15 protein-coding genes and 1 tRNA gene are annotated in these 21,110 nt (G+C 52.6%); 10 read left to right on the top strand and 6 right to left on the bottom strand.

Annotated elements, in window-relative coordinates; translation table 11 throughout:
* Window positions 1–20: 20 nt before the first annotated feature.
* The 6 genes from ACO2Q8_RS06950 to ACO2Q8_RS06925 all read left to right on the top strand — a co-directional run bounded on the left by ACO2Q8_RS06950 (window position 21) and on the right by ACO2Q8_RS06925 (window position 11,917).
* Window positions 21–1,505 (top strand): RagB/SusD family nutrient uptake outer membrane protein, encoded by a 1,485-nt coding sequence (locus ACO2Q8_RS06950; RefSeq protein ID WP_423344055.1) that lies wholly within the window; start codon window positions 21–23, stop codon window positions 1,503–1,505.
* A gap of 159 nt (window positions 1,506–1,664) precedes the next feature.
* Complete coding sequence (locus ACO2Q8_RS06945) at window positions 1,665–5,123, top strand: VCBS repeat-containing protein (RefSeq protein WP_423344054.1); 3,459 nt, start codon at window positions 1,665–1,667, stop codon at window positions 5,121–5,123.
* Between the two features lie 124 nt (window positions 5,124–5,247).
* Window positions 5,248–8,739: a VCBS repeat-containing protein gene (locus ACO2Q8_RS06940; protein WP_423344053.1), complete on the top strand. Its 3,492-nt coding sequence runs from the start codon at window positions 5,248–5,250 to the stop codon at window positions 8,737–8,739.
* A gap of 93 nt (window positions 8,740–8,832) precedes the next feature.
* On the top strand, window positions 8,833–10,188 hold the full coding sequence (locus ACO2Q8_RS06935) for a vanadium-dependent haloperoxidase (protein WP_423344052.1): 1,356 nt from the start codon (window positions 8,833–8,835) through the stop codon (window positions 10,186–10,188).
* Entirely contained in the window at window positions 10,185–10,829 is a 645-nt protein-coding gene (locus ACO2Q8_RS06930; RefSeq protein ID WP_423344051.1) for an ABC transporter ATP-binding protein, read from the top strand. The genes ACO2Q8_RS06935 and ACO2Q8_RS06930 overlap by 4 nt, the downstream gene beginning before the upstream one ends.
* On the top strand, window positions 10,826–11,917 hold the full coding sequence (locus ACO2Q8_RS06925; RefSeq protein ID WP_423344050.1) for a hypothetical protein: 1,092 nt from the start codon (window positions 10,826–10,828) through the stop codon (window positions 11,915–11,917). The genes ACO2Q8_RS06930 and ACO2Q8_RS06925 overlap by 4 nt, the downstream gene beginning before the upstream one ends.
* An 89-nt stretch (window positions 11,918–12,006) precedes the next feature.
* Here ACO2Q8_RS06925 and ACO2Q8_RS06920 read toward each other — a convergent pair whose 3' ends face one another.
* The 5 genes from ACO2Q8_RS06920 to ACO2Q8_RS06900 all read right to left on the bottom strand — a co-directional run bounded on the left by ACO2Q8_RS06920 (window position 12,007) and on the right by ACO2Q8_RS06900 (window position 16,779).
* Complete coding sequence (locus ACO2Q8_RS06920) at window positions 12,007–12,675, bottom strand: TetR/AcrR family transcriptional regulator (RefSeq protein WP_423344049.1); 669 nt, start codon at window positions 12,673–12,675, stop codon at window positions 12,007–12,009.
* A 106-nt stretch (window positions 12,676–12,781) separates the two neighbouring features.
* Complete coding sequence (locus ACO2Q8_RS06915) at window positions 12,782–13,042, bottom strand: GlsB/YeaQ/YmgE family stress response membrane protein (protein ID WP_423344048.1); 261 nt, start codon at window positions 13,040–13,042, stop codon at window positions 12,782–12,784.
* A gap of 174 nt (window positions 13,043–13,216) precedes the next feature.
* Window positions 13,217–13,969, bottom strand: a complete 753-nt coding sequence (locus tag ACO2Q8_RS06910) for a succinate dehydrogenase/fumarate reductase iron-sulfur subunit (protein ID WP_423344047.1) — start codon at window positions 13,967–13,969, stop codon at window positions 13,217–13,219.
* Between the two features lie 60 nt (window positions 13,970–14,029).
* Window positions 14,030–15,967, bottom strand: coding sequence for a fumarate reductase/succinate dehydrogenase flavoprotein subunit (locus tag ACO2Q8_RS06905; protein WP_423344144.1), 1,938 nt, complete (start codon window positions 15,965–15,967; stop codon window positions 14,030–14,032).
* 77 nt (window positions 15,968–16,044) lie between these two features.
* Window positions 16,045–16,779 (bottom strand): succinate dehydrogenase cytochrome b subunit, encoded by a 735-nt coding sequence (locus ACO2Q8_RS06900; protein ID WP_423344046.1) that lies wholly within the window; start codon window positions 16,777–16,779, stop codon window positions 16,045–16,047.
* 468 nt (window positions 16,780–17,247) lie between these two features.
* On the opposite strand from ACO2Q8_RS06900, the gene fabD reads away from it, so the two are divergent.
* On the top strand, window positions 17,248–18,162 hold the full coding sequence (gene fabD / locus ACO2Q8_RS06895; RefSeq protein ID WP_423344045.1) for an ACP S-malonyltransferase: 915 nt from the start codon (window positions 17,248–17,250) through the stop codon (window positions 18,160–18,162).
* 129 nt (window positions 18,163–18,291) lie between these two features.
* A tRNA-Gln gene (locus tag ACO2Q8_RS06890) sits at window positions 18,292–18,362 on the top strand.
* Window positions 18,363–18,733: 371 nt separating this feature from the next.
* On the opposite strand, the gene ACO2Q8_RS06885 is transcribed toward ACO2Q8_RS06890, so the two are convergent.
* On the bottom strand, window positions 18,734–18,865 hold the full coding sequence (locus tag ACO2Q8_RS06885; RefSeq protein ID WP_423344044.1) for a transposase: 132 nt from the start codon (window positions 18,863–18,865) through the stop codon (window positions 18,734–18,736).
* Window positions 18,866–19,391: 526 nt separating this feature from the next.
* Between ACO2Q8_RS06885 and ACO2Q8_RS06880 the strand changes: the two genes are divergently transcribed.
* The gene (locus ACO2Q8_RS06880; RefSeq protein WP_423344043.1) at window positions 19,392–20,336 is read left to right on the top strand and encodes a universal stress protein; all 945 of its coding nucleotides are present in this window, start codon (window positions 19,392–19,394) and stop codon (window positions 20,334–20,336) included.
* A 20-nt stretch (window positions 20,337–20,356) separates the two neighbouring features.
* Complete coding sequence (locus ACO2Q8_RS06875) at window positions 20,357–21,082, top strand: DUF4386 domain-containing protein (RefSeq protein WP_423344042.1); 726 nt, start codon at window positions 20,357–20,359, stop codon at window positions 21,080–21,082.
* The last annotated feature ends 28 nt before the right edge of the window (window positions 21,083–21,110 follow it).

The following is a 21,110-nucleotide window of genomic DNA, read 5'->3' as shown; positions in this document are numbered from 1 at the left end:
TCAACTAACTATCAACTACAATGCTATTCAATTCAAACATAAAAGTGTTGGCCGGGTGCCTGGGGCTACTGCTCGCGGGGCAATCCTGTACCGACCTGACCGAAACGACCTACGACGTTATTCCAACGGATCAGTTCGGAAACACGTCCCAGCAACAGGCCGCCCTGATCGGCCCGCTGTACAGCGGTTTGGGCGACTACTACGGTAACAGCACCAACCTGAATGCCGTGACGGACGAGCAAATCGTACCGACCCGCGGGGGTGACTGGAAAGACGGTGATAACTGGAAGCGGCTGTACACCCACACCTGGGATGCTACGACCGACAACGGCCAGTTTAACGGCCCCTGGACCTGGTGTTATAACAACATCACATCCATCAACCAGCAGTTGGGCTCCATCACCGACGAAGCCCTGAAAGCCGAGTTACGGGCGTTGCGGGCTTTCTTCCATTACAAGGCGATGGACATGTTTGGTAATGTGATCATTGCCGATCAGGTCGGAGCCACGACACCCGACCAAAAATCCCGGGCGGATGTCTATGCCTGGATCGAGAAGGAGTTGCTGGAAGTGTATCCCCAACTCAGCGAAACCGTGGGCGGTGCCTATTACGGCCGGTTCAACAAGTACGTGGTCGACATGATTCTGGCGAAAATGTACCTCAACGCCCAGGTCTACACGGGTACTCCGCAGTGGCAGAAAGCCGTTGATCGTTGCACCAACATCATCAGTTCGGGCAAATTCTCGCTAACGGCTGATCAATTGGACAACTTCAAAGTGCAGAATCAAGCGTCGCCCGAGATCATTCTGGCAACACCGTTCGATAACTCCAAACGGGGCGGTTTTAACATCCAGATGGCGACGCTGCACTACAAGCACCAGCTAACCTATAACCTCCCGGCCGCACCCTGGAACGGTTTTGCGACGGTGGTAGAGTTCTACAATTCGTTTTCGAATCAGGACAGCCGGAAACGGATGTGGATTGTAGGCCAGCAGTACGACGCCAGCGGCAAACCGCTGGACGACGACGGCATCCCGATGGTCATCACGCCCGAAATTCCGGCCTTTGAAATGCCCGCCGGTCCGGCGGGTCGTCTGGCCGGTGCCCGGAGCCAGAAATACGAAATTCAGCGGAATAACACGACCAATGACCAGAGCAACGACTTTGTGGTTTTCCGGTTGGGCGATGTGTACCTGATGCGCGGAGAAGCGAACTTCCGGCTGGGTAAAACCGCCGATGCGCTGCCGGATTTCAACATCATCCGTCGGCGGGCGGGCGTACCGGAATACACGGCGGCCCAACTGACGCTGGATGAAATCCTGGCCGAGCGGGGCCGTGAGCTGGCCTGGGAATACCACCGTCGTCAGGATTTGATCCGGTTCGGTCAGTTCACCAAAGCCTGGCGCTTCAAACCGGCTTCGGAGAAATTCCGCGAGTTGTTCCCAATTCCGAAAGACCAGATTTCGCTCAATCCGAAGTTGAAGCAAAATCCCGGGTATAATTAATGCGATGAACCTTCCTGAAAAAGCCCGGGTTTCCGGGCTTTTTCCTTTTTATCGCGCACCTTCACCCCTACCCGGCGGTTTGCCAAACTGGATAAAACCGCCAGAGTATTGCCATTTTTTGAGTATCTTTAAGGCTTGATTTGACTGGCCCCACCGTCCATGCGTTGTTGGATTTTCTTTTTTTTAGTCACGGCTCTGCTGGGTTGTCGTTCTTCAGACCAACCCCCAGCCGACGCGCTTTTTGAATCCTTATCTTCGGAAAAAACCGGCATCACCTTCACCAATACGGTCGTCGACGACGCGGATTTTAACATTTTCAATTACCGAAATTTCTACAACGGCGGGGGCGTGGCCATCGGCGATGTCAACAACGACGGCTTGCCCGATCTGTTTCTGATTGCCAATATGGGCGACAACCGCCTGTATCTGAACCGGGGTGGTATGCGGTTTACGGATGTAACCACGCAGGCAGGTGTGGCTGGAAAACGCGCCTGGAGTACCGGAGCCACCTTTGCCGACGTGAACGGCGACGGACTACTCGACCTCTACGTCTGCAACGCCGGAATCCGGTCGGGCGACGACCGGGGCAATGAACTCTTCATCAACAACGGCATCGGAAAAGACGGCTCCGTCACCTTTACCGAACGGGCCAAAGAATACGGTCTGGACGATCACGGCTATTCGACCCACGCGGCTTTTTTCGACTACGACCGCGACGGCGACCTGGACATGTACCTGCTCAACAACAGCTTTCTGCCCGTCGGCAAACTCGGTTACGCCAACCTCCGCGCCGAACGCGATTCGCTCGGGGGACACAAGTTGTTTCGGAATAATCTGGCGGAGGGCTCGGGGCAGAGGGCAGAGGGCATGGGGAAGGGGGTTACGAACAAACCCTCTGCCCCGAGCCCTATGCCCTATGCCCCCTTCACCGACGTCAGCGAGCAGGCCGGGATTTACGGGAGTCTGATCGGTTTTGGGCTGGGCATTACCATCGGTGACGTGAACGACGACAACTGGCTCGACATCTACATCTCCAACGACTTTTACGAGCGGGATTACCTGTACCTGAACAACCACGACGGTACGTTTCGGGAAGCGGTCAAGGAGTCCATGCCGCACCTGAGTCTGTCTTCGATGGGTGCCGACGTGGCCGACATCAACAACGATGGCCGGTTGGATATTTTCGTGACCGACATGCTGCCGGGCAACGACGTTCGGTTGAAGAAAAACGGCGCGTTTGAAAACTACGACCTTCAGGAAATCAAGCTCTCGCGGGATTTCCATTACCAATACATGCAGAACATGCTGCATCTCAACCAGGGCAATGAGTTGACGGCCAGCGGGAAAACCGTCACGCCCCTGTTCAGCGATATCGCCCGGTTTTCGGGCGTTCAGGCGACGGACTGGAGTTGGGGGGCGCTGATTTTTGACATGGACAACGACGGTCGGAAAGATATTTTCGTCGCCAACGGCATCGCCAAAGAAGTGACCGATCAGGATTTTATTCACTTCCTGGCCGACCGCGAAAACATGGCCCAGATTGCCCGGCAGCGGGCCTTCAACTTCAAGGAGTTTCTGGACAAAGCACCCTCCGAACCGATTCCAAATTACGCGTTCCGCAACGACGGAAACCTCCAATTTTCCAATCAGGCAGCCGCTTGGGGCCTGGGCCAGCCTAGTTTTTCGAACGGTGCCGCTTACGGCGATCTCGACAACGACGGTGATCTGGACCTGGTCGTGAACAATGTCAATTCGCCGGTTTCGGTGTTCCAGAATGAATCCGTCGAGAAATACAAAACCCACTTTCTGCGCATCAAACTGGTGGGTGAAGGCCAAAACCGGAATGCCATCGGCACCCGCGTTTTTCTTTACCAAAAAGATCAAATGCAGGTCTTACAGCAAATGCCCAATCGGGGCTTTCAATCCTCCATTGACCTGAATTTACTGTTTGGCCTGGGTGCTAACCCGCAGATAGACTCGCTCACGGTGATCTGGCCCGACGACCGGATGCAAACGCTCCGCCAACCCAAAGCCGACCAGTTGCTAACGTTGAACCAACGCGATGCCAGCGGTTTATGGAAGCTGGCAAAAACCGCTTCCAAACCGTTATTTCTTGACATCACGAAAGTCTCCGGGTTGACTTACCGACACGAGGAAAGTCCGTTTGTCGATTACAACCGCGATCCGTTGCTGAAGCAGATGCTTTCGACCAGCGGCCCGGCTTTGGCAACCGGAGATGTGAACGGCGACGGGCTGGACGATGTATTTTTCGGAGGAGCATTCGGAAAACCGCATCGGCTGTTCATGCAGCAACCCGGTGGTCGGTTTGCGGACAAAACTCCGGCGGTTTTTCAACAGGATCAGACCTACGAAGCCGTCGATGCGGTTTTCTTCGATGCCGACGGCGATCAGGACCTCGATTTGTACGTGGTGTCGGGCAGCAACGAATTTGAACCGGATGCCGACGAATTGCTCGACCGGCTGTACCTGAACGACGGCAAAGGCGGTTTTGTCCGCGATGATCGTTTGCCCAACCTGAAAGCCAGCGGCTCCTGCGTCACGGCGGCCGACTTCGACCGCGACGGTGATCTGGATCTGTTCGTCGGGACGCGGCTGGTGCCGGGGCAGTACGGTTTTAATCCGGCCAGTTACCTGCTGACCAACGACGGCACCGGCAATTTCAAGAATTACACGAAGCGGTATTTGCCCGACGTTGACCAACTGGGCATGGTAACCGACGCGAGTTGGGCCGACCTAAACGGCGATGGTTACCCCGAACTGATCGTCGTGGGCGACTGGATGCCGGTGACGGTTTTTCAAAACCAACGCGGAAAATTGGTTAACCCGCAATCTGTCAAGCTTCCGAATTCGACAACTCCGGCGGCTGGCTGGTGGAATTGCCTGGAAGCCGGGGATCTGGACGGCGATGGCGATCTGGATCTGGTGGCCGGAAACCTCGGGCTCAACTCCCGCATCAAGGCGACGGCACAAATCCCGGCGGAACTCTATACCGCCGATTTCGACCAGAACGGCAACGTGGAGCAGATCATCAACTGCGCCGACGAAACCGGCACCTTATACCCGATGGTGTTGAAGCAGGATTTGCAAAAAGAAATGCCCAGCATTAAGAAGAAATACATCAAGTTTACGGACTATGCGGGCAAGAAACTGACCGAAATCCTGGACGAAAAACAGTTGCAGGGCGCGGTCGTGCAACGGGCCTACACGGGCGAATCGACGGTGTTTCTGAACGATGGCAAAGGACAACTGACGTACCAGCCTTTGCCCAAAGAAGCGCAGTTGTCGCCGGTCTGTGGCATTTCAATGGCTGATGTCAACAACGACCAGAAACCGGATTTGGTCCTGACCGGTAATTTTTACGATGTGCTGCCCGAAATTGGCCGCTACGACGCCAGTTACGGACTGGTTTTGCTGAACAAAGGCGGGGGCGTCTGGCAACCGCTAGACCCGATGGCATCCGGCTTTATCGTCCACGGGCAAGTTCGGCATTTGAAACGGCTCAAACAGGGGCAATTTGTCCTGGCGAAGAATAAAGATCAGGCACAGGTTTTTGAATTAAATCGTCCTGAACTCGGATTACGCAGATTAAAAGATTAACCGTCTTGAACCCGGATTACGCGGATTCAAAGATTAACTAGGATGGCTACCGCAATCCATCTTTGATATCCTCTTAATCCTTTAATCTGCGTAATCCGGGTTCAAGACGGTTCAGAAATTTACCATGAAACGAATCAGTCTTTTTTTTATAACGATACTAACGTGGGTTGCTGGCTGTAAATCGTCCGGCCGGTCGTCCGAAGACGCCCTTTTTCAGTCACTCGACTCGACGCAGACCGGCATCGGGTTTGTCAACCGGGTGCAGAGTACCGAGAAGTTCAACATCATCGACTACCTGTACTTTTACAACGGCGCGGGCGTTGCGGCCGGTGACATCAACAACGACGGGTTGACGGACCTGTATTTTGTCTCGAATCAGGGCAAAAACAAGCTGTACCTGAACAAAGGCGGGATGAAGTTTGAAGACATTACCGAAAAAGCCGGGGTCGAAGGTTTTTCGGACTGGCAAACCGGGGTCACGATGGCGGATGTCAACGCCGACGGCTGGCTGGATATTTACGTTTGTGCCGTGGGCAACTTCAAAGGGCTCGAAGGCTCCAACGAACTCTACATCAACAACCAGGACGGCACGTTTACCGAAAAAGCCGCCGACTACGGCCTGGACTTTACCGGTTTTTCGACCCAGGCGGCTTTCTTCGATTACGACCACGACGGCGATCTCGACTGTTACCTGCTCAACCACGCCGTCCATACGTCCCGCAGTTACGACCGCGTTTCGGCCCGCAACCTGCGTCAGAATGAGTCGGGGGATTACTTGTTTCGGAATAATCTGGCGGAGAGCATGGGGCAGAGGGCAGAGGGCAGAGGGCAGAGGGTAACTAAGAATTCCGCTACCCCGAATCCTCTACCCCATGCCCCGACCCCTCTGCCCTCTGCCCCAAGCCCCATGCCCCATGCCAAATTCACCAATGTCAGCGAGCAGGCCGGGATTTTCGGGGCGGCTATGGGCTACGGGCTGGGCCTTTCAGTGGCCGACCTGAACGGCGACGGTTGGGAAGATATTTACGTATCGAACGACTTCCACGAGGACGATTATTATTACTTCAACAACGGCAAGGGCGGTTTTACGGAAAGCGTCCGGAAAGCCTTTGCGCACGTCAGCCGGTTTTCGATGGGCAACGACGTAGCCGATGTGAACAACGATGGCTACCCGGACGTAATCACGCTCGACATGTATCCGGAAGACGAAACCGTGGAGAAAATGTCGCTGGGTGAAGATCCGCTGGACATTTATCTCTACAAACTCAGTTTCGGCTACATGAATCAGTACAGCCGCAACTGTCTACAAATCAGCTTATCGGGTAAAAAATTTATGGAGGTCGGCGCGATGGCGGGCGTGGCCGCCACCGACTGGAGCTGGGCACCACTGCTGGCCGATTACGACAACGACGGCATCAAGGATTTGTTTATTTCTAACGGCATCGTCCGGCGTCCCAACGACCTTGATTACGTCAAATACGCGTCCGACGATTCGCTGCGGTACGCCATCGAAACGTCCAAGGCACTGGACGAAAAAGCTATGTCGATGATGCCCGAAGGGAAAGTGCATAATTACCTCTTCAAAGGGTCGTCGGATTTAAAGTTTGCGGATCAATCGCTGGCCTGGGGTTTCGAAAAACCAACCTTTTCGAGCGGGGCGGTGTATGCCGACCTTGACAACGACGGCGACCTCGAACTGGTGACCAACGATATCAACGACCCGGCCGGGATTTACCAGAATCAGGCCAACACCTTGTACCCAAACCATCATTACCTGAAAATCAAGCTCCAGGGCGAGGGCGGCAATCCGTTCGGAGTTGGCGCGAAGGTGGTGTTGAAAACCAAAACCGGCCTGCAACTCCAGCAACTGATGCCGACGCGCGGTTTTCAGTCGGCCGTGGAACCGGTGTTGACCTTCGGGCTGGGCGAAACCGCGACCGTCGATTCGCTGATCGTGATCTGGCCGAACCAACGAATGGAGATTCAAACCGGTGTCAAAACCGACCAGATGCTGACGCTGAAGCAATCGGCAGCTCAACAGGATTTGGGCGATTTCCGGTTTACGGCCCCGGACCCTCAGCCATTGTTCGAAGACATAACGAATCAGACACCGATCGCCTACCAGCATCAGGAGAATACGTATTTTGATTTTGTGCGGGAGTCGCTGATGCCGTTCGAGGTTTCGATGGAAGGGCCGAAGCTGGCGGTCGGCGATGTCAATGGCGATGGCCTGGAGGATTTTTACGTCGGCGGAGCGAAATGGCAAGCTGGCAGTTTACAGATTCAGCAGCCCAATGGGCGGTTTTTGCCCAAACCGCAACCGGTTTTCCGGGTCGATTCGACCTACGAGGATGTGGATGCGGTTTTCTTCGATGCCGATGGCGACAGGGATCTGGATTTGTATGTGGTATCGGGGGGGAATGAGTTTTTTGAAAAAATGCCCGAACAGTTCGATCGGCTGTATCTGAACGATGGCAAAGGCAACTTCACCCGCTCGACCGGTTTGCCGCCGATGTACGACAACAAAAGTTGCGTCCGGCCGGTGGATTTCGACGGCGATGGTGACCTCGATTTGTTTGTCGGTGGGCGGGTGGTGGCTTTCGCTTACGGCACCCTTCCGAATTCGTACCTGCTGATCAACGACGGCAAAGGCCGGTTTTCGGACCAGACCGACCGGCTGGCCCCCGAACTTCGGAAAGCAGGTATGATTACCGATGCGCTCTGGCTCGATTACGATCAGGACAAAGACCTCGATCTGGTGCTGGCGGGCGACTGGATGCCGATCCGGGTTTTCGCCAAACAAAACGGCAGACTCCAGGCGGTTGAAAACATAACGGACGACAACGCGCCCCTGAGCGGTTTCTGGCAATGCCTGACAGCCGCCGACTTCGACCGCGACGGCGACCTCGATCTGGTGGCGGGCAATCTGGGGCTAAACACGAAATTCATTAAGCAAGCCAATCCACGCATGAAAATGTGGGTGAAGGATTTCGATAAAAACGGCAGCGTGGACCAAATCCTGGCCTACCAGCGCGACGGAAAGAAGTGGTATCCGGTCAATTTTAAAGATGAATTGGGGAAACAGATGCCGGGCATTATTAACAAGCGGTTTACGGATTATCAATCCTTTGCCGGAAAACCGATAGACGAATTATTCGAAGAGGAAGAGCTTGAGGGTGCCGACGAACGCACGATTGACCAGTTTGCTTCGGTATACCTGGAAAATCAGGGGAATGGGCGGTTTGTAGTTCTCGCCTTACCGATGCTGGCGCAGGTTTCCAAACTGTTTGCTTTGTGCACGGATGATGTTGACAACGACGGTTTTCCGGATGTGCTGGCGGGCGGAAATTTCTACGGAGCCAGCACCTACCAGGGCCGTTACGATGCTAATTATGGCCTTGTGCTGAAAAATAACGGCAAACAAGCGACTGTTGAAAACCGGTTTTCGGCTCTTTCTCCCTTTGCCAGTGGGTTTCTGCTCGACGGTCAGGTACGCGATATCAAGCCGATTCGGGTTGCTAATGTACCGGCCTGGTTAATAGCGCGTAACGACACGACATTTCAAGTATTTCGGAAAGCCGGATCACCGGCCGTTATCGTCGCGCAAAAACCGTAAATCCTGATGGAAATCATACGCTGTTTGCAGCAGATATGCTTATTTTAAGGTAAATTTGTAGTCCTCTTGTACGTTAGTTGACCGGAAATACGCATGAAGAATCCGATAACTTGGATCGTAGGGGTGGTTGGACTCTGGTTTTTTGCGAGTTGCCAGCCCAAAGCAACGCCCGAAGAATACAACGCCAAAGCCGCCGAACCCGAGTGTTACCATCAGTGTGTCAAGCAATTGACCGACGTGATCATCCACGACATTTTTTCTCCGCCAGTCGCCAGCCGGATTTACGGGTATGCTAACTTAGCGGGTTACGAAGCGATGGTGCCCGGTTATCCCGGCTACGAGTCGCTGGCCGGAAAGCTCCGGAAATTTACGGCCCCGCCCAAACCGCAACCGGGTCAGGAGTACTGTTTTCCGTTGGCCAGCGCCCGGGCTTTCCTAACCGTTAGCCGAAATCTGACGTTTTCGGCTGACATGTTTGATGCTTTTGAGAAGGATTTTTACGAACAATACAGCAAAATGGGTATTCCGGACGAGGTCATTGAGCGTTCGATGGCCTACGGCGAAGCGGTTGCCAAGCACATCATGGAGTTTGCCGGAAAGGATTCGTACAAGCAGACGCGCGGTTTCAAGCATACCGTGACGAACGCCGAAGGAACCTGGGTGCCGACGCCCCCGGCCTACATGGAAGCCGCCGAGCCGAAATGGATGCAGATTCGGTGCTGGGTGATGGATACCTGTTCGCAGTTTATGCCTCCCAAGGCCATTCCGTATAACATGACCAAGGGCAGTCCGTTTTACAAGCTGACCGAGGAAGTTTATCAGATCGGGAACAACAATACCGAAGAACAACGCAAAATTGCCTTTTTTTGGGACGACAATGCCTTTGTGATGAATGTTGCCGGGCACGTTTCGTACGCTTCCAAGAAAATGACGCCGGGTGGTCACTGGCTCGCGATTGCCGCCACAATTGCCCGCAAACAAAAAGCGGATTTCCCAAAAAGTGTACAGGCCTATACCTTAACGTCCTTTGCACTGGCCGACGGTTTTATCAGTTGCTGGGACGAAAAATACCGCAGCAACCGCATCCGACCCGAAACCGTCATCAACAAGTTCATCGATCCGAAGTGGACGCCCTACCTGCAAACCCCGCCTTTCCCGGAGTACACCAGCGGGCACAGCGTTATTTCGGCCGCTGCCGCCGAAGTCCTGACAAAGTTATACGGCGACAACATCGCTTTCACGGATTCGACCGAACATCCTTACGGTCATGGCGTCCGTTCGTTCAAATCATTTCGGGAAGCAGCTCTTGAAGCATCCTACAGCCGGTTATACGGCGGCATTCACTTCCGGGATGCACTCGAACTGGGAAACACGCAGGGGCGAAAAGTAGGTGAATATGTGGTGGAAAAACTCGCCGGACAGAAAGCCGCAGTGATTGCCTCCAAATGATGCTGACAATCCAGGATTTTCGGAAAACGTACGATGACCGGCCCGTCCTGACCATCCCGCAAGCGGTTTTTTCGCAAGGAATCCATTGGATTAAAGGCCGTAATGGGTCCGGCAAAACTACGTTTTTCCGATCAGTGGCCGGTTTGGTGCCCTTTGAAGGAAGTCTGGTGCTGGCCGACCACTACGACATTCGGAAGCACCCTCTCGATTACCGGCTGCGGGTCAATTACGGCGAAGCCGAACCCGTTTATCCCGCTTTTCTGACAGCCTGGGAATTGATTCGCTGGGTGGCCGCCACCAAACGTGCTCCTAAGCAACAGGTCGACGAATTAATCGATCTATTTGGGATTCGGGAGTTCGTTAAAACGCCGGTCGGCACGTATTCGAGCGGGATGCTCAAGAAAACCTCGCTGGTCCTGGCGTTTCTGGGCGAGCCAACCCTGATTTTGCTCGACGAACCACTGATTACGCTCGATCAGGTTACAACCAACGTAGTCATCGAACACATCCGTAAAAACCGCCATCAGGGAGTGAGTTTTCTGCTGTCAACCCACCAGGATATTGATCCGACGGAGCTTCCGGTGGATTCGACCTGTATTATTCAAAACCAAACCCTGGCCCCGCTGACACAACCGGTATGATGGATGGCCTGTGGACCCTACCGGAGAAGGTAATTGTTCGACAGTTTTACCTGCAAAATACGGGCTTATTTATGGTTGGATTGATGGTCGGTTTTGGCTTTCTGAGTTCGAACGAGCACATTGCTCTCGCCACGTACGCGCTGCACGACTGGTTTTTTCTGAGTGGTTACTTTGCGCTCTGGCTTCTTTATACGGTTTACGTGCTTCGCTTCAGTATACAAGTGTTGCAGACCACCGATCTATTGCAGCTCTTCCGGCTTCTTCCAACCACCCAACGGCTTTTTCTCCTATATCTGCTTTACCTGCAATTGTTGCTGCCGGTGATTGCCTATGCCGGTTTTGTAGGCTGGGTCGGTAGCCAGCGTGGTACAACAACCGCCAACACCGTAGTCGCTTTGGTGGTTTTACTGCTGACAGTCATCCCACTGCCGTTTGCCGAACGAGCCTTGCATCGGCCAAATCCCGAGCCGTTTACTAGTGGTCTGGGTGCCTGGATACGGCAGCGATTAACCACACCCTATGTTTTTTTCTACATCCGCTACCTTTTCCGCGAACAAGCCGCCACCTTGTTTCTGACCAAAACCGGCTCCTGTCTGGTTACGATTGGCCTGCTGGCTATTTATCCTACCGACGACTACGACATTCGGTTGCTTTCGCTGGGAGCCCTGCTGTCGGGGGTTTTTCACGCCGGGCTTGTGTATGAATTGTACCACTTCGAAGCCACACAACTGTTTTTGTTGCGGAATCTACCCGTAGCATTGTCCAAACGATGGGTAACTTATATTGGCATCAGTGGTCTGTTGCTGAGTCCGGAAGTTATTTTGCTTCTTTTCCGGCATCCGAATGATGTATCAACCTGGGAAGCGTTGGGCGTTGGAGCTTTCGCACTTAGCTTACTGCTGCTGCAATACACGTTACTACTGTTTCGCCATCAGGACCGGGATCGTTTTATGGCCCGGCTGTTTTGGCCCACCATCGTCTATTTCTTCCTGATTATGTACCAGCTTCCGATTTGGGCACTAGCTTTTATGAGCTGTATCGCGGCAACGACCTTATTTATGCGGTATTTTTACCGCTCCTCCTGGTAACTTAGTCAGTAGTTTTAATCAGACCTAACTTATACGGACTAAACGGGGCGACAATGGCGAACCGCGTCCGGTGGTCCGTAAGCACGGTTTTACCAGTATGTGGCTGGAATGCCGGACGGATGAATTTCTATGGTTACGTCCGGCGATTGAACCGCCATTTTATTCAAAGCCGTGTAGATAACCCGTACCGCTTCTTCGATCCGCTGCCAGCCTTCTTCCGTCGTTAAGTTAATCCCGACAGCGGTCCGGCCATTTCTTGACAGCAGCGTCAGGTACGACATTGCTCCCGTCATAATGGCTGAGATGGCCTGAAAATCAGCACCTTTTATGTAGGAAAGCTGGTCTACGATCCGGGTTAGTTCGGCGTCATAAGCTTTACTGGCTTCGCCGGCCATTGGGCTATCTTCGGTCACAGTTGCTTTCAGAACCTGATAGGCCGCCGGAAATTGCCGGAAAAACCGGTACGTATGGACAAGTTGTTTATACCAAAGTTTGGATAAATCATTTTCGTGAACGGGCCGCAATTGCTCAAGTGTAGATGGGCTTAATAACGGAAACAATCGTCCCATTCTGATGTAGTGCGTCAACAAGCCATCCAGTCCACCAAAGTAGCGGTAGATGAGCACCTTACTAACGCCCGCTTTTTCGGAAATCCGGTTGATGCCGATGCCATCAATGCCTTTTTCCGCAATAACTTCTTCCAGCGCATCGACTATTCGTTGCGAAGTTTGTACTCGATTGCGTTTTAATTTTTCCATTGGTAGGGAGAGATTAGTTGCTTTCAGTCACTAATCAGACGCAAGGCATTGGCAAAAGTCACATAGACGTTACAAAAATCTTCTGCCAATTCTTTAAATTGTTCGATCAGGTCTGTTGGCGACTTTTGACCAGCGCTACAATACCCAGGATCACCAGCGCGCCCAGAAAAGACGTCAGAATGCGGGCAGGCAGCTCAGAAAGCCCGAAAATTTGCTGCAAATCGTTTCCCAACAGCCAGTTGCCGACAAATCCACCAGCAATACCGAGCAGAATTTGTATCCAGATGGAAAATGAAAACCGTTTAAAAACCAGGTCGGCCAGCCAGCCCGCGACGGCCCCGACAAAAATTGAAACGAGGATTCCCATGTGTAAGCGATGGATCAAACAGCGATAGAATGATGCGGTCGTGGTACGATCACGTTATCATGACGCAGAAGTATCCGGAAAGTCACATGGGAAGGAGATTTTTCGCTGGTCCAGAGACAAAAGAGCCCGACCTGCTGGCCGGGCTCTTTTATAAAATCAGTAATTAATCGGTTGTTATGCGTTTGTCGAAGTCAGCTTCGCACCGAGGTATTCACGGTTCAACCGGGCAATATGGTCGAGGGAAATCGACTTCGGACATTCGACCGAACACGCTCCCGTGAACGAACAGGCTCCGAACCCTTCGGCATCCATCTGCGCTACCATACGCTCGGCGCGCAGCTTCTGCTCAGCTTTGCCTTGTGGCAAGACCGCCAGGTGCGAAACCTTAGCCGCCACAAACAGCATGGCTGAAGCATTTTTGCAGGCCGCTACACAAGCCCCACAACCAATGCACTGAGCGGCATCCATCGCTTCGTCGGCCACTTCGCGTGGCACCAGAATCTCGTTGGCGTCCGGCGCCGAACCGGTATTAACGGAAACGTACCCCCCGGCCTGAACGATCCGGTCAAAAGCGCCCCGGTCGACGACCAGGTCTTTGATGACCGGAAAAGCACGCGCCCGCCAGGGTTCCACCACAATAGTATCGCCATCGTTGAATTTCCGCATGTGCAACTGGCAGGTAGTCGTTCCGGTTTCCGGACCGTGCGGCCGACCGTTGATGTACATCGAGCACATCCCGCAGATACCCTCCCGACAGTCGTGGTCGAAGGCTACCGGTTCCTCACCTTTATGAATCAGTTCGTCGTTCAACACGTCGAACATTTCCAGAAACGACATATCCGGCGAAACATCGGATACCTGATACTCCACCATTTTACCTGGTGTATCACTATTTTTTTGTCTCCAGACTTTTACTTTAACGTTCATTTTGTCAGACGTCTGAGCGTTCAAAGTTTAAGAAGCACCTTGAACGGTAAACCTTAAACCTTATTTATAACTCCGCTGGGTCAGTTTGACGTTCTCAAACACCAGTTGCTCCTTGTGCAGCTTTTCGGGCTGATTTGGTCCCCGGTATTCCCAGGCGGCCACGTAGGTGTAATTGGTATCGTCGCGCCGGGCTTCGCCATCCTCCGTCGAGTATTCTTCCCGGAAGTGACCTCCGCAGGATTCGTTCCGGTTCAGAGCGTCTTCCACCATCAGCGCGCCGAGTTCGATGAAGTCGGCCACGCGCGACGCCTGTTCGAGCGCCGGGTTCAGTTCCTGATCCGTACCAGTCACCCGCAAGTTGGTCCAGAATTCCTGGCGCAAATCCTCAATCAGTTTCCGGGCTTTCAGCAGCCCCTGCTCGTTCCGGGCCATGCCGCAATATTCCCACATGATGTGGCCCAGTTGCCGGTGGAGTTCCTCGGCGGTTTTTTCGCCTTTAATCGACAGCATCCGGTTGATCGAGTCCTTCACTTCGCTCTCGGCCTGTTTGAACGCCGGGTGGTCGGTCGGAATTTTGTCGGCCGAACCAATCGTTGCCAGATAATCGCCCAGCGTGTACGGAATCACGAAGTAGCCGTCGGCCAGCCCCTGCATGAGCGCCGAAGCCCCCAGCCGGTTGGCACCGTGATCGGAGAAGTTGGCCTCACCGAGTGCGTACAGCCCCGGAATGTTGGTCATCAGGTTATAATCCACCCACAAACCGCCCATCGTGTAGTGAACGGCCGGGTAAATTTTCATCGGCGTTTCGTACGGATCGTCGTCCACGATTTTCTCGTACATCTCGAAGAGGTTGCCGTATTTGGCCTCGATCACCTTCTTCCCGTCGCGTTTGATCGCGTCGGCAAAATCCAGGTAAACCGCCAGCCCGGTCGGCGCTACCCCCCGGCCTTCGTCGCACACCATCTTAGCGTTGCGCGAAGCCACGTCGCGGGGAACCAGGTTCCCGAACGACGGATACCGGCGCTCCAGGAAGTAGTCGCGGTCTTCGTCTTTGATATCCTTGGCTTTGATTTCGCCCTTCCGGACGCGCTCGGCCAGTTCTTTCGTTTTCGGTACCCAGACCCGGCCGTCGTTCCGCAGCGACTCCGACATCAGCGTCAGTTTCGACTGGTAGTTTCCTTTGACGGGAATGCAGGTCGGGTGAATCTGGGTGAAGCAAGGGTTGCCAAACAAGGCGCCTTTTTTGTGCGCCCGCCAGGCCGCCGTGGCATTCGACCCCATTGCATTGGTCGACAGGTAGAACACGTTGCCATACCCACCCGTGCAAAGCAACACCGCATGGGCCGAATGGGATTCAATTTTACCCGTAACCAGGTTGCGGGTGATGATGCCGCGCGCTTTGCCGCCTTCAACCACCAGGTCAAGCATTTCAGTGCGCGGGTAAAGCTTCACTTTCCCGTTGGCCACCTGACGGCTCAGGGCGCTGTAAGCACCGAGCAGCAATTGTTGTCCGGTTTGGCCCCGGGCGTAGAACGTCCGCGACACCTGCGCACCCCCGAACGAGCGGTTGGCCAGCGCCCCGCCGTATTCGCGGGCAAAGGGTACTCCTTGTGCCACGCACTGGTCGATGATGTTGACACTCACTTCGGCCAGCCGGTAGACGTTGCCTTCGCGGGCACGGTAGTCGCCCCCTTTGATGGTGTCGTAAAACAGCCGGAACACGCTGTCGCCATCGTTCTGGTAGTTTTTAGCGGCATTAATCCCGCCCTGGGCCGCAATACTGTGCGCCCGGCGCGGGCTGTCCTGGAAGCAGAACGCCTTGACGTTGTACCCCAGTTCGGCCAGGGAGGCAGCCGCCGAGGCCCCTGCCAGACCGGTTCCAACCACGATGACCTCATATTTCCGTTTGTTGGCCGGGTTGACCAACTTCAGACTAAATTTATGTTTTGCCCACTTTTCGGCCAGCGGGCCTTCCGGAATTTTCGAATCGAGTTTGATTCCGGTTTCCTGTTCTTCTACTACGTCGATCATAGACAGATACGGTTCAATTCTTGTTCAATAAAACCCTGTTCTGATTAAAAAAGGATGTGGTGTACTTTCAGGTACATATAAACCGGCATGGCAGCAAACAACGCGGGGATGACAATGCCGAAGACGTAGGTCCCAACCCATTCGATCAGCGGAGAATATTTCTTGTGGCGCAGACCCAATGTCTGAAAACCGCTCTGAAAACCGTGTACGAGGTGAAACGACAACGCTGCCATCGACAACACATACAGAATGACATACCAAGCGTGGGAGAAGGCAAACTCGACCACCGAGTACAAATCCTTGATGGGTTCGCCGTCGTAGGTTACTTCCGGAATCGTCCCGGCCGTAATGGTTTCGCCACTCAATGCTACGGGTCCAAAGTGCATGGTGTACCAGAAGGTCCGCATGTGAATAACAATAAAAATGAGCAGGATAGTGCCCAAAATACCCATGTTTCGCGAGGTCCAGTGGCTGTTGGCCTCCGGACGAGCATAGGCATATTTGACGGGCCGCGATGCCTGGTTATGCCGCGTCAGCACCAGCGCCATAATGGCGTGAACGATGATGGAGGTGTAAAGCAGGTAAGAGATCGTTTTGATCAGCGGATTGTGCGTCATGAAGTAGCTGTACTCATTGAACGCCTGGCCTTCATCGCCCTTGAACAATTGGAGGTTCCCGATTAAATGGACCACCAGGAACGTGCACAAAAACAGCCCCGTCAGCGACATGACAACCTTGCGACCGAGGGTGCTGGAAAGTGTTGTGGTTACCCAAGACATATCGTGTAATCAGAAATTTTTGTTTAATGAAACCGGCTTGAAAATTAACCGATTTGCAAACGTCAAAACTACAGTACAAAGCAATTCGAACCAAAAAAACCCCGTTTTTTTACACTTATTTGGAATCAATAAAAGGTGTGTAATCAAACCGCTCGGGTAACTCGTTGTGACCAATTTTTGTTCGGTCCGAAGCTGGTTATAATAGGATTTTTTTAAGCACTTCTCACCACCTGCTCATTCAGGACAGCGGCTCACTCGCATACCCGGATTTTCCACAATTGCCCCTCAATCAAAAACCGATTTTTGGATTCCTTCCCGGAAGCCCGTTATTTTGTCAGAACAGTCTGAACCCGGATTACGCGGATTAAAGGATGAACAGGATATAAAAGATGATAAAGATTGCGGTAGCAATCCTAGTTCATCCTTTAATCCGCGTAATCCGGGTTCAAGACAGCAATTTTACCGATCATGAGCAAAGCATATATCTTCCCGGGACAGGGTGCCCAGTTTAGCGGCATGGGGTTGGATTTGTACCAGCAATCCGACAAGGCCAAATACCTGTTCGAGCAGGCCAACCACATTCTCGGCTTCGAGATCACGAAAGTGATGTTTGAAGGCACCGACGAGGAGTTGAAACAGACGAACGTGACGCAACCTGCCATTTTCCTGCATTCGGTCGTGCTGGCGCAAACCGTCGGGGATTTTGCCCCCGATCGGTTCGACGTTTCGATGGTGGCCGGTCACTCGCTGGGTGAATTTTCGGCCCTGGTAGCCGCCGGTGCATTATCGTTCGAGGATGGGCTGCGGCTGGTGGCCCAACGGGCCAGCGCCATGCAACGGGCCTGCGAACTGACTCCCTCGACGATGGCGGCCGTGCTGGGGTTGCCCGACGAAACCATCGAACGGGTTTGCCTGGCAATTGCCGCCAGCACGAATTACCAGGAAGTCGTCATTCCGGCCAACTATAACTGCCCGGGTCAGGTGGTCATTTCGGGTTCGCTCGAAGGCGTTCGGCTGGCGGGTGAAAAGCTGAAAGAAGCCGGTGCCAAACGGGTGTTGCCGTTGCAGGTCGGCGGTGCGTTTCACTCGCCCCTGATGGAACCGGCACGGGAAGAACTGGCCAAAGCCATTGAAACAACGCCGTTCAGTCAGCCGCGTTGCCCGATTTACCAGAACGTCAACGCCAAACCGGCCACGGACGTCAATACGATCAAAACGAACCTGATCGCCCAACTTACCGCGCCGGTTCGCTGGACGCAGTCAGTGGAAGCGATGGGTGCCGACGGCGCGACGGTTTTTGTGGAATGTGGCCCCGGCAAGGTTCTTCAGGGATTAGTCAAAAAAATTCTCCCCACCGCCGAAACGGAGGGAGTTAAGAATTAAGAGTTAAGAGTTGGCTGACGCATCTCATTGAGGCAGAGCCAACTCTTAACTCTTAATTCTTAACTCTTAACTTTTTTCCTTGTTTGTTTGCTTTTTTGAGCGCAAAACCGCTATCTTTGCACTCGCAATTGCCGGATCGTCTAAGGGTAGGACGACAGATTTTGGTTCTGTTTGTGAGGGTTCGAATCCTTCTCCGGCAACTGACAACACTTGTAGGCTACTGATTCTCAACGAGTTAGTAGCCTATTTTTTTATACGTTGACGAAATGGTTGGCTATTTCAGATTGTCTCATCCGCTGCTTTTTTAAATATCTTTAGATATTCTATCTGCTTCCGTTTTAATCGTAACCAGCATGGCAAAATGGCAGAGACTGAGCCTGAATACTTACCCGGCTCTGGCAGTCGATCAGGGTGCGCAGGCGGACTAGCTCAGCTTTTCAAACTTTTTTAAATAATTGTTATCTAGCTCCAATCGGTTGATTTTGGCATATAGCGGCTCGGGATCGATCAACTCGGGTGCTTCAACCGACTTAGAGAAGACTGCTGGAGCCCGTTCTACAAACTCTTATTTTCACTTGCCGATCATGGTCGGATGGACCTCAAACCTCTTGGCCAGTTCGACTAGCGTTTGCTTTTCTTTAAGGGCTTTCAGTGCCACCTTGGATTTGAAGTTGGGAGAATACTGTTTACGTTTTGTGCTCATTTCACCACTAGTCTACAGCTTGTTTTTCAACTTAATTAGTGGTCCTAACTTTGAAGAGTATTACACTTTGTGCATTTACTAAAAGAACCCCTTACCGAAGGCGTCTTTCTGGCTATAAGTAAATTCTAATATTTGCTTAAGTAGCCCCTAAGCAATCCGGGCGACTTTTCGGACATCCACAAAGCCCCTCTAGCCGGAATCATCACGAGGTCCATGGTAGCCGATATAGCTTTATTTTCTCACCTAAATCCATCAATAATTATGACTATTGCGATCCGACCTTTAACGTTTACTGATTACGATCTGCATAAAATAGCCATGATCGAATCATACAGCACCATCGGCAGTCCCTATTGGCGTAAAGAACGGTTCCTTCAACTGCTTCAGTCATTTCCGGAGGTTCCATCTTACCGTACTATTTGAAAGGTGACCAGTAATCTAGGGAGTTTGCAACCTTACTTATCTGGGAAGCACAGTCCGAAGATTCAGTCCAGTCAATCCGTTTACCTAAACCAGCTTACAACCAATGAAGAAGTCAATCATTCATAAAATTCTTGTTCCTGTCGATTACAGCGAGGCTTCGACCAACGCCCTCAGTCTGGCTATAGCCATGTGCCAGCGGCATGAGGCCCAACTCAGGTTGCTGCACGTTATCAACCCTCACCGCTACTCCTTCAATTCAGTCGCCCTTGGTGCAAATTTGTGGGCCTCCGTTTCGCTGGAAGAAGCCGTTGAAGCCGACAATCGGCAGCTGCACCAATGGGCCGAAGACAGGCTACGCGATCAATCCATCCGCTATTCGGTAGAATGCCGGGCTGGTGCAGCCATTGACCGCCTTGCCGAAGCCGCCGAAGAGTTCAGCGCTGACCTGATTGTGATGGACGCCCAAACGACGTCCGGGCTTCTTCAATACGTATTTGGTTCAACTGCGTACCACGCTATCAAAGAAGCTCCGTGTCTGGTACTAACCGTACCCGAAAAAGCCCAGATCAACGCTTTTCGCGAAATTCTGTTTCCAGTACGCCCTGTTCCCGGTGCGATGACCAAATATGATTTAGCCCGTACAATTGCTCAGCGAAACCGGGCTCATTTAACGGTACTGGGACTATTTAGTCAGGAAGACTCTGAAGAAATCAAATTGATTGGAACGACCGTCTTATCACTCAATAAGCAACTCGTGAGTGACACCATCGACGCCGAGGTGTTGCTTTGGCAAACAGACTCGGCGGTTAAAGCCGTGTTGAAACAGGCAGAAGAGCGTGACGCAGACCTAATTATTGTCACCGCCGACAACGCAACCAGCGATCATCGGCTGTTCAGTGGCCCTTTTTATAAGCAGTTAGTCAACCGATCACCGATACCTGTATTATCGATTAAGCCTCGGGAGACGATGCCGAAAGCCAATGCTCAGAACAAACCGCTCACCATGCTACCTACGTTCAGGCCGTTTTTACCTGCTCTTCCTGGATGATTGATCTAACCGTTGCCTTTATGAACTCCATTCATGAATTACTGAATTTTAAATTAATTAAACTTAAAACGTACAGGTCATATGCACTCCTAGCCGGTCTGTCGCTTATCGCCATGGCCTTAGCAGCCGGGTATGCTTACGGTTATGTATTTAGTTCCCTGGTTGTTCAGGACAGTCCAGAAGTTACTCTTGACCATATCCAGTCGTCAATGGGTGTTTTTGTTGGCGGCCTTATCGGTTGGATTACCATTTTTTTCCTCGACATCCTAACTGCCTGGGGGTTATACTGGTTTCTCAGAGAAGTCAATCCGGGTGTTGCGCTCGCCACCGCCGTGGTTAGGATTGTTTATGCTTTCATTTTAGGAGCGGCCATCTTACACCTCTTTACGGTGGTGGGCCTGGCGAAAAGCACCGCGCCGTCCACTCAGCTGATGAATGAATTGAAGGCGTTTGAATCCATATGGTCGAAAGGGTTAATTCTCTTTGGAGTCCATTTGTTCGGATTAGGCGTCCTGACCATACAGGCGAAATCTATTCCCAATATTATTGGCGGTTTACTCCTCTTTGCTGGCCTGTGCTATTCCGGAATTCATCTGGCCAGGGAAGTGGCACCGACGTACCAGGATCAAATCGTGAAGATTGAAATGGTACTTAGCCTGCCTATGGCCCTGGCCGAGCTTGGGTTTGCTTTGTGGCTGATCCTGAAAGGGGGAAAAACGGATGTAGTAACCCCAGAACACCGCTAGTATGAAAATATTGAAAAGGATTGTCCTG

Origin of the sequence: Larkinella sp. VNQ87 (assembly GCF_049445795.1) — a bacterium.
In the GTDB taxonomy this organism is placed as follows: domain Bacteria; phylum Bacteroidota; class Bacteroidia; order Cytophagales; family Spirosomataceae; genus Larkinella.
This window is presented reverse-complemented; position numbering and strand designations above follow the sequence as displayed.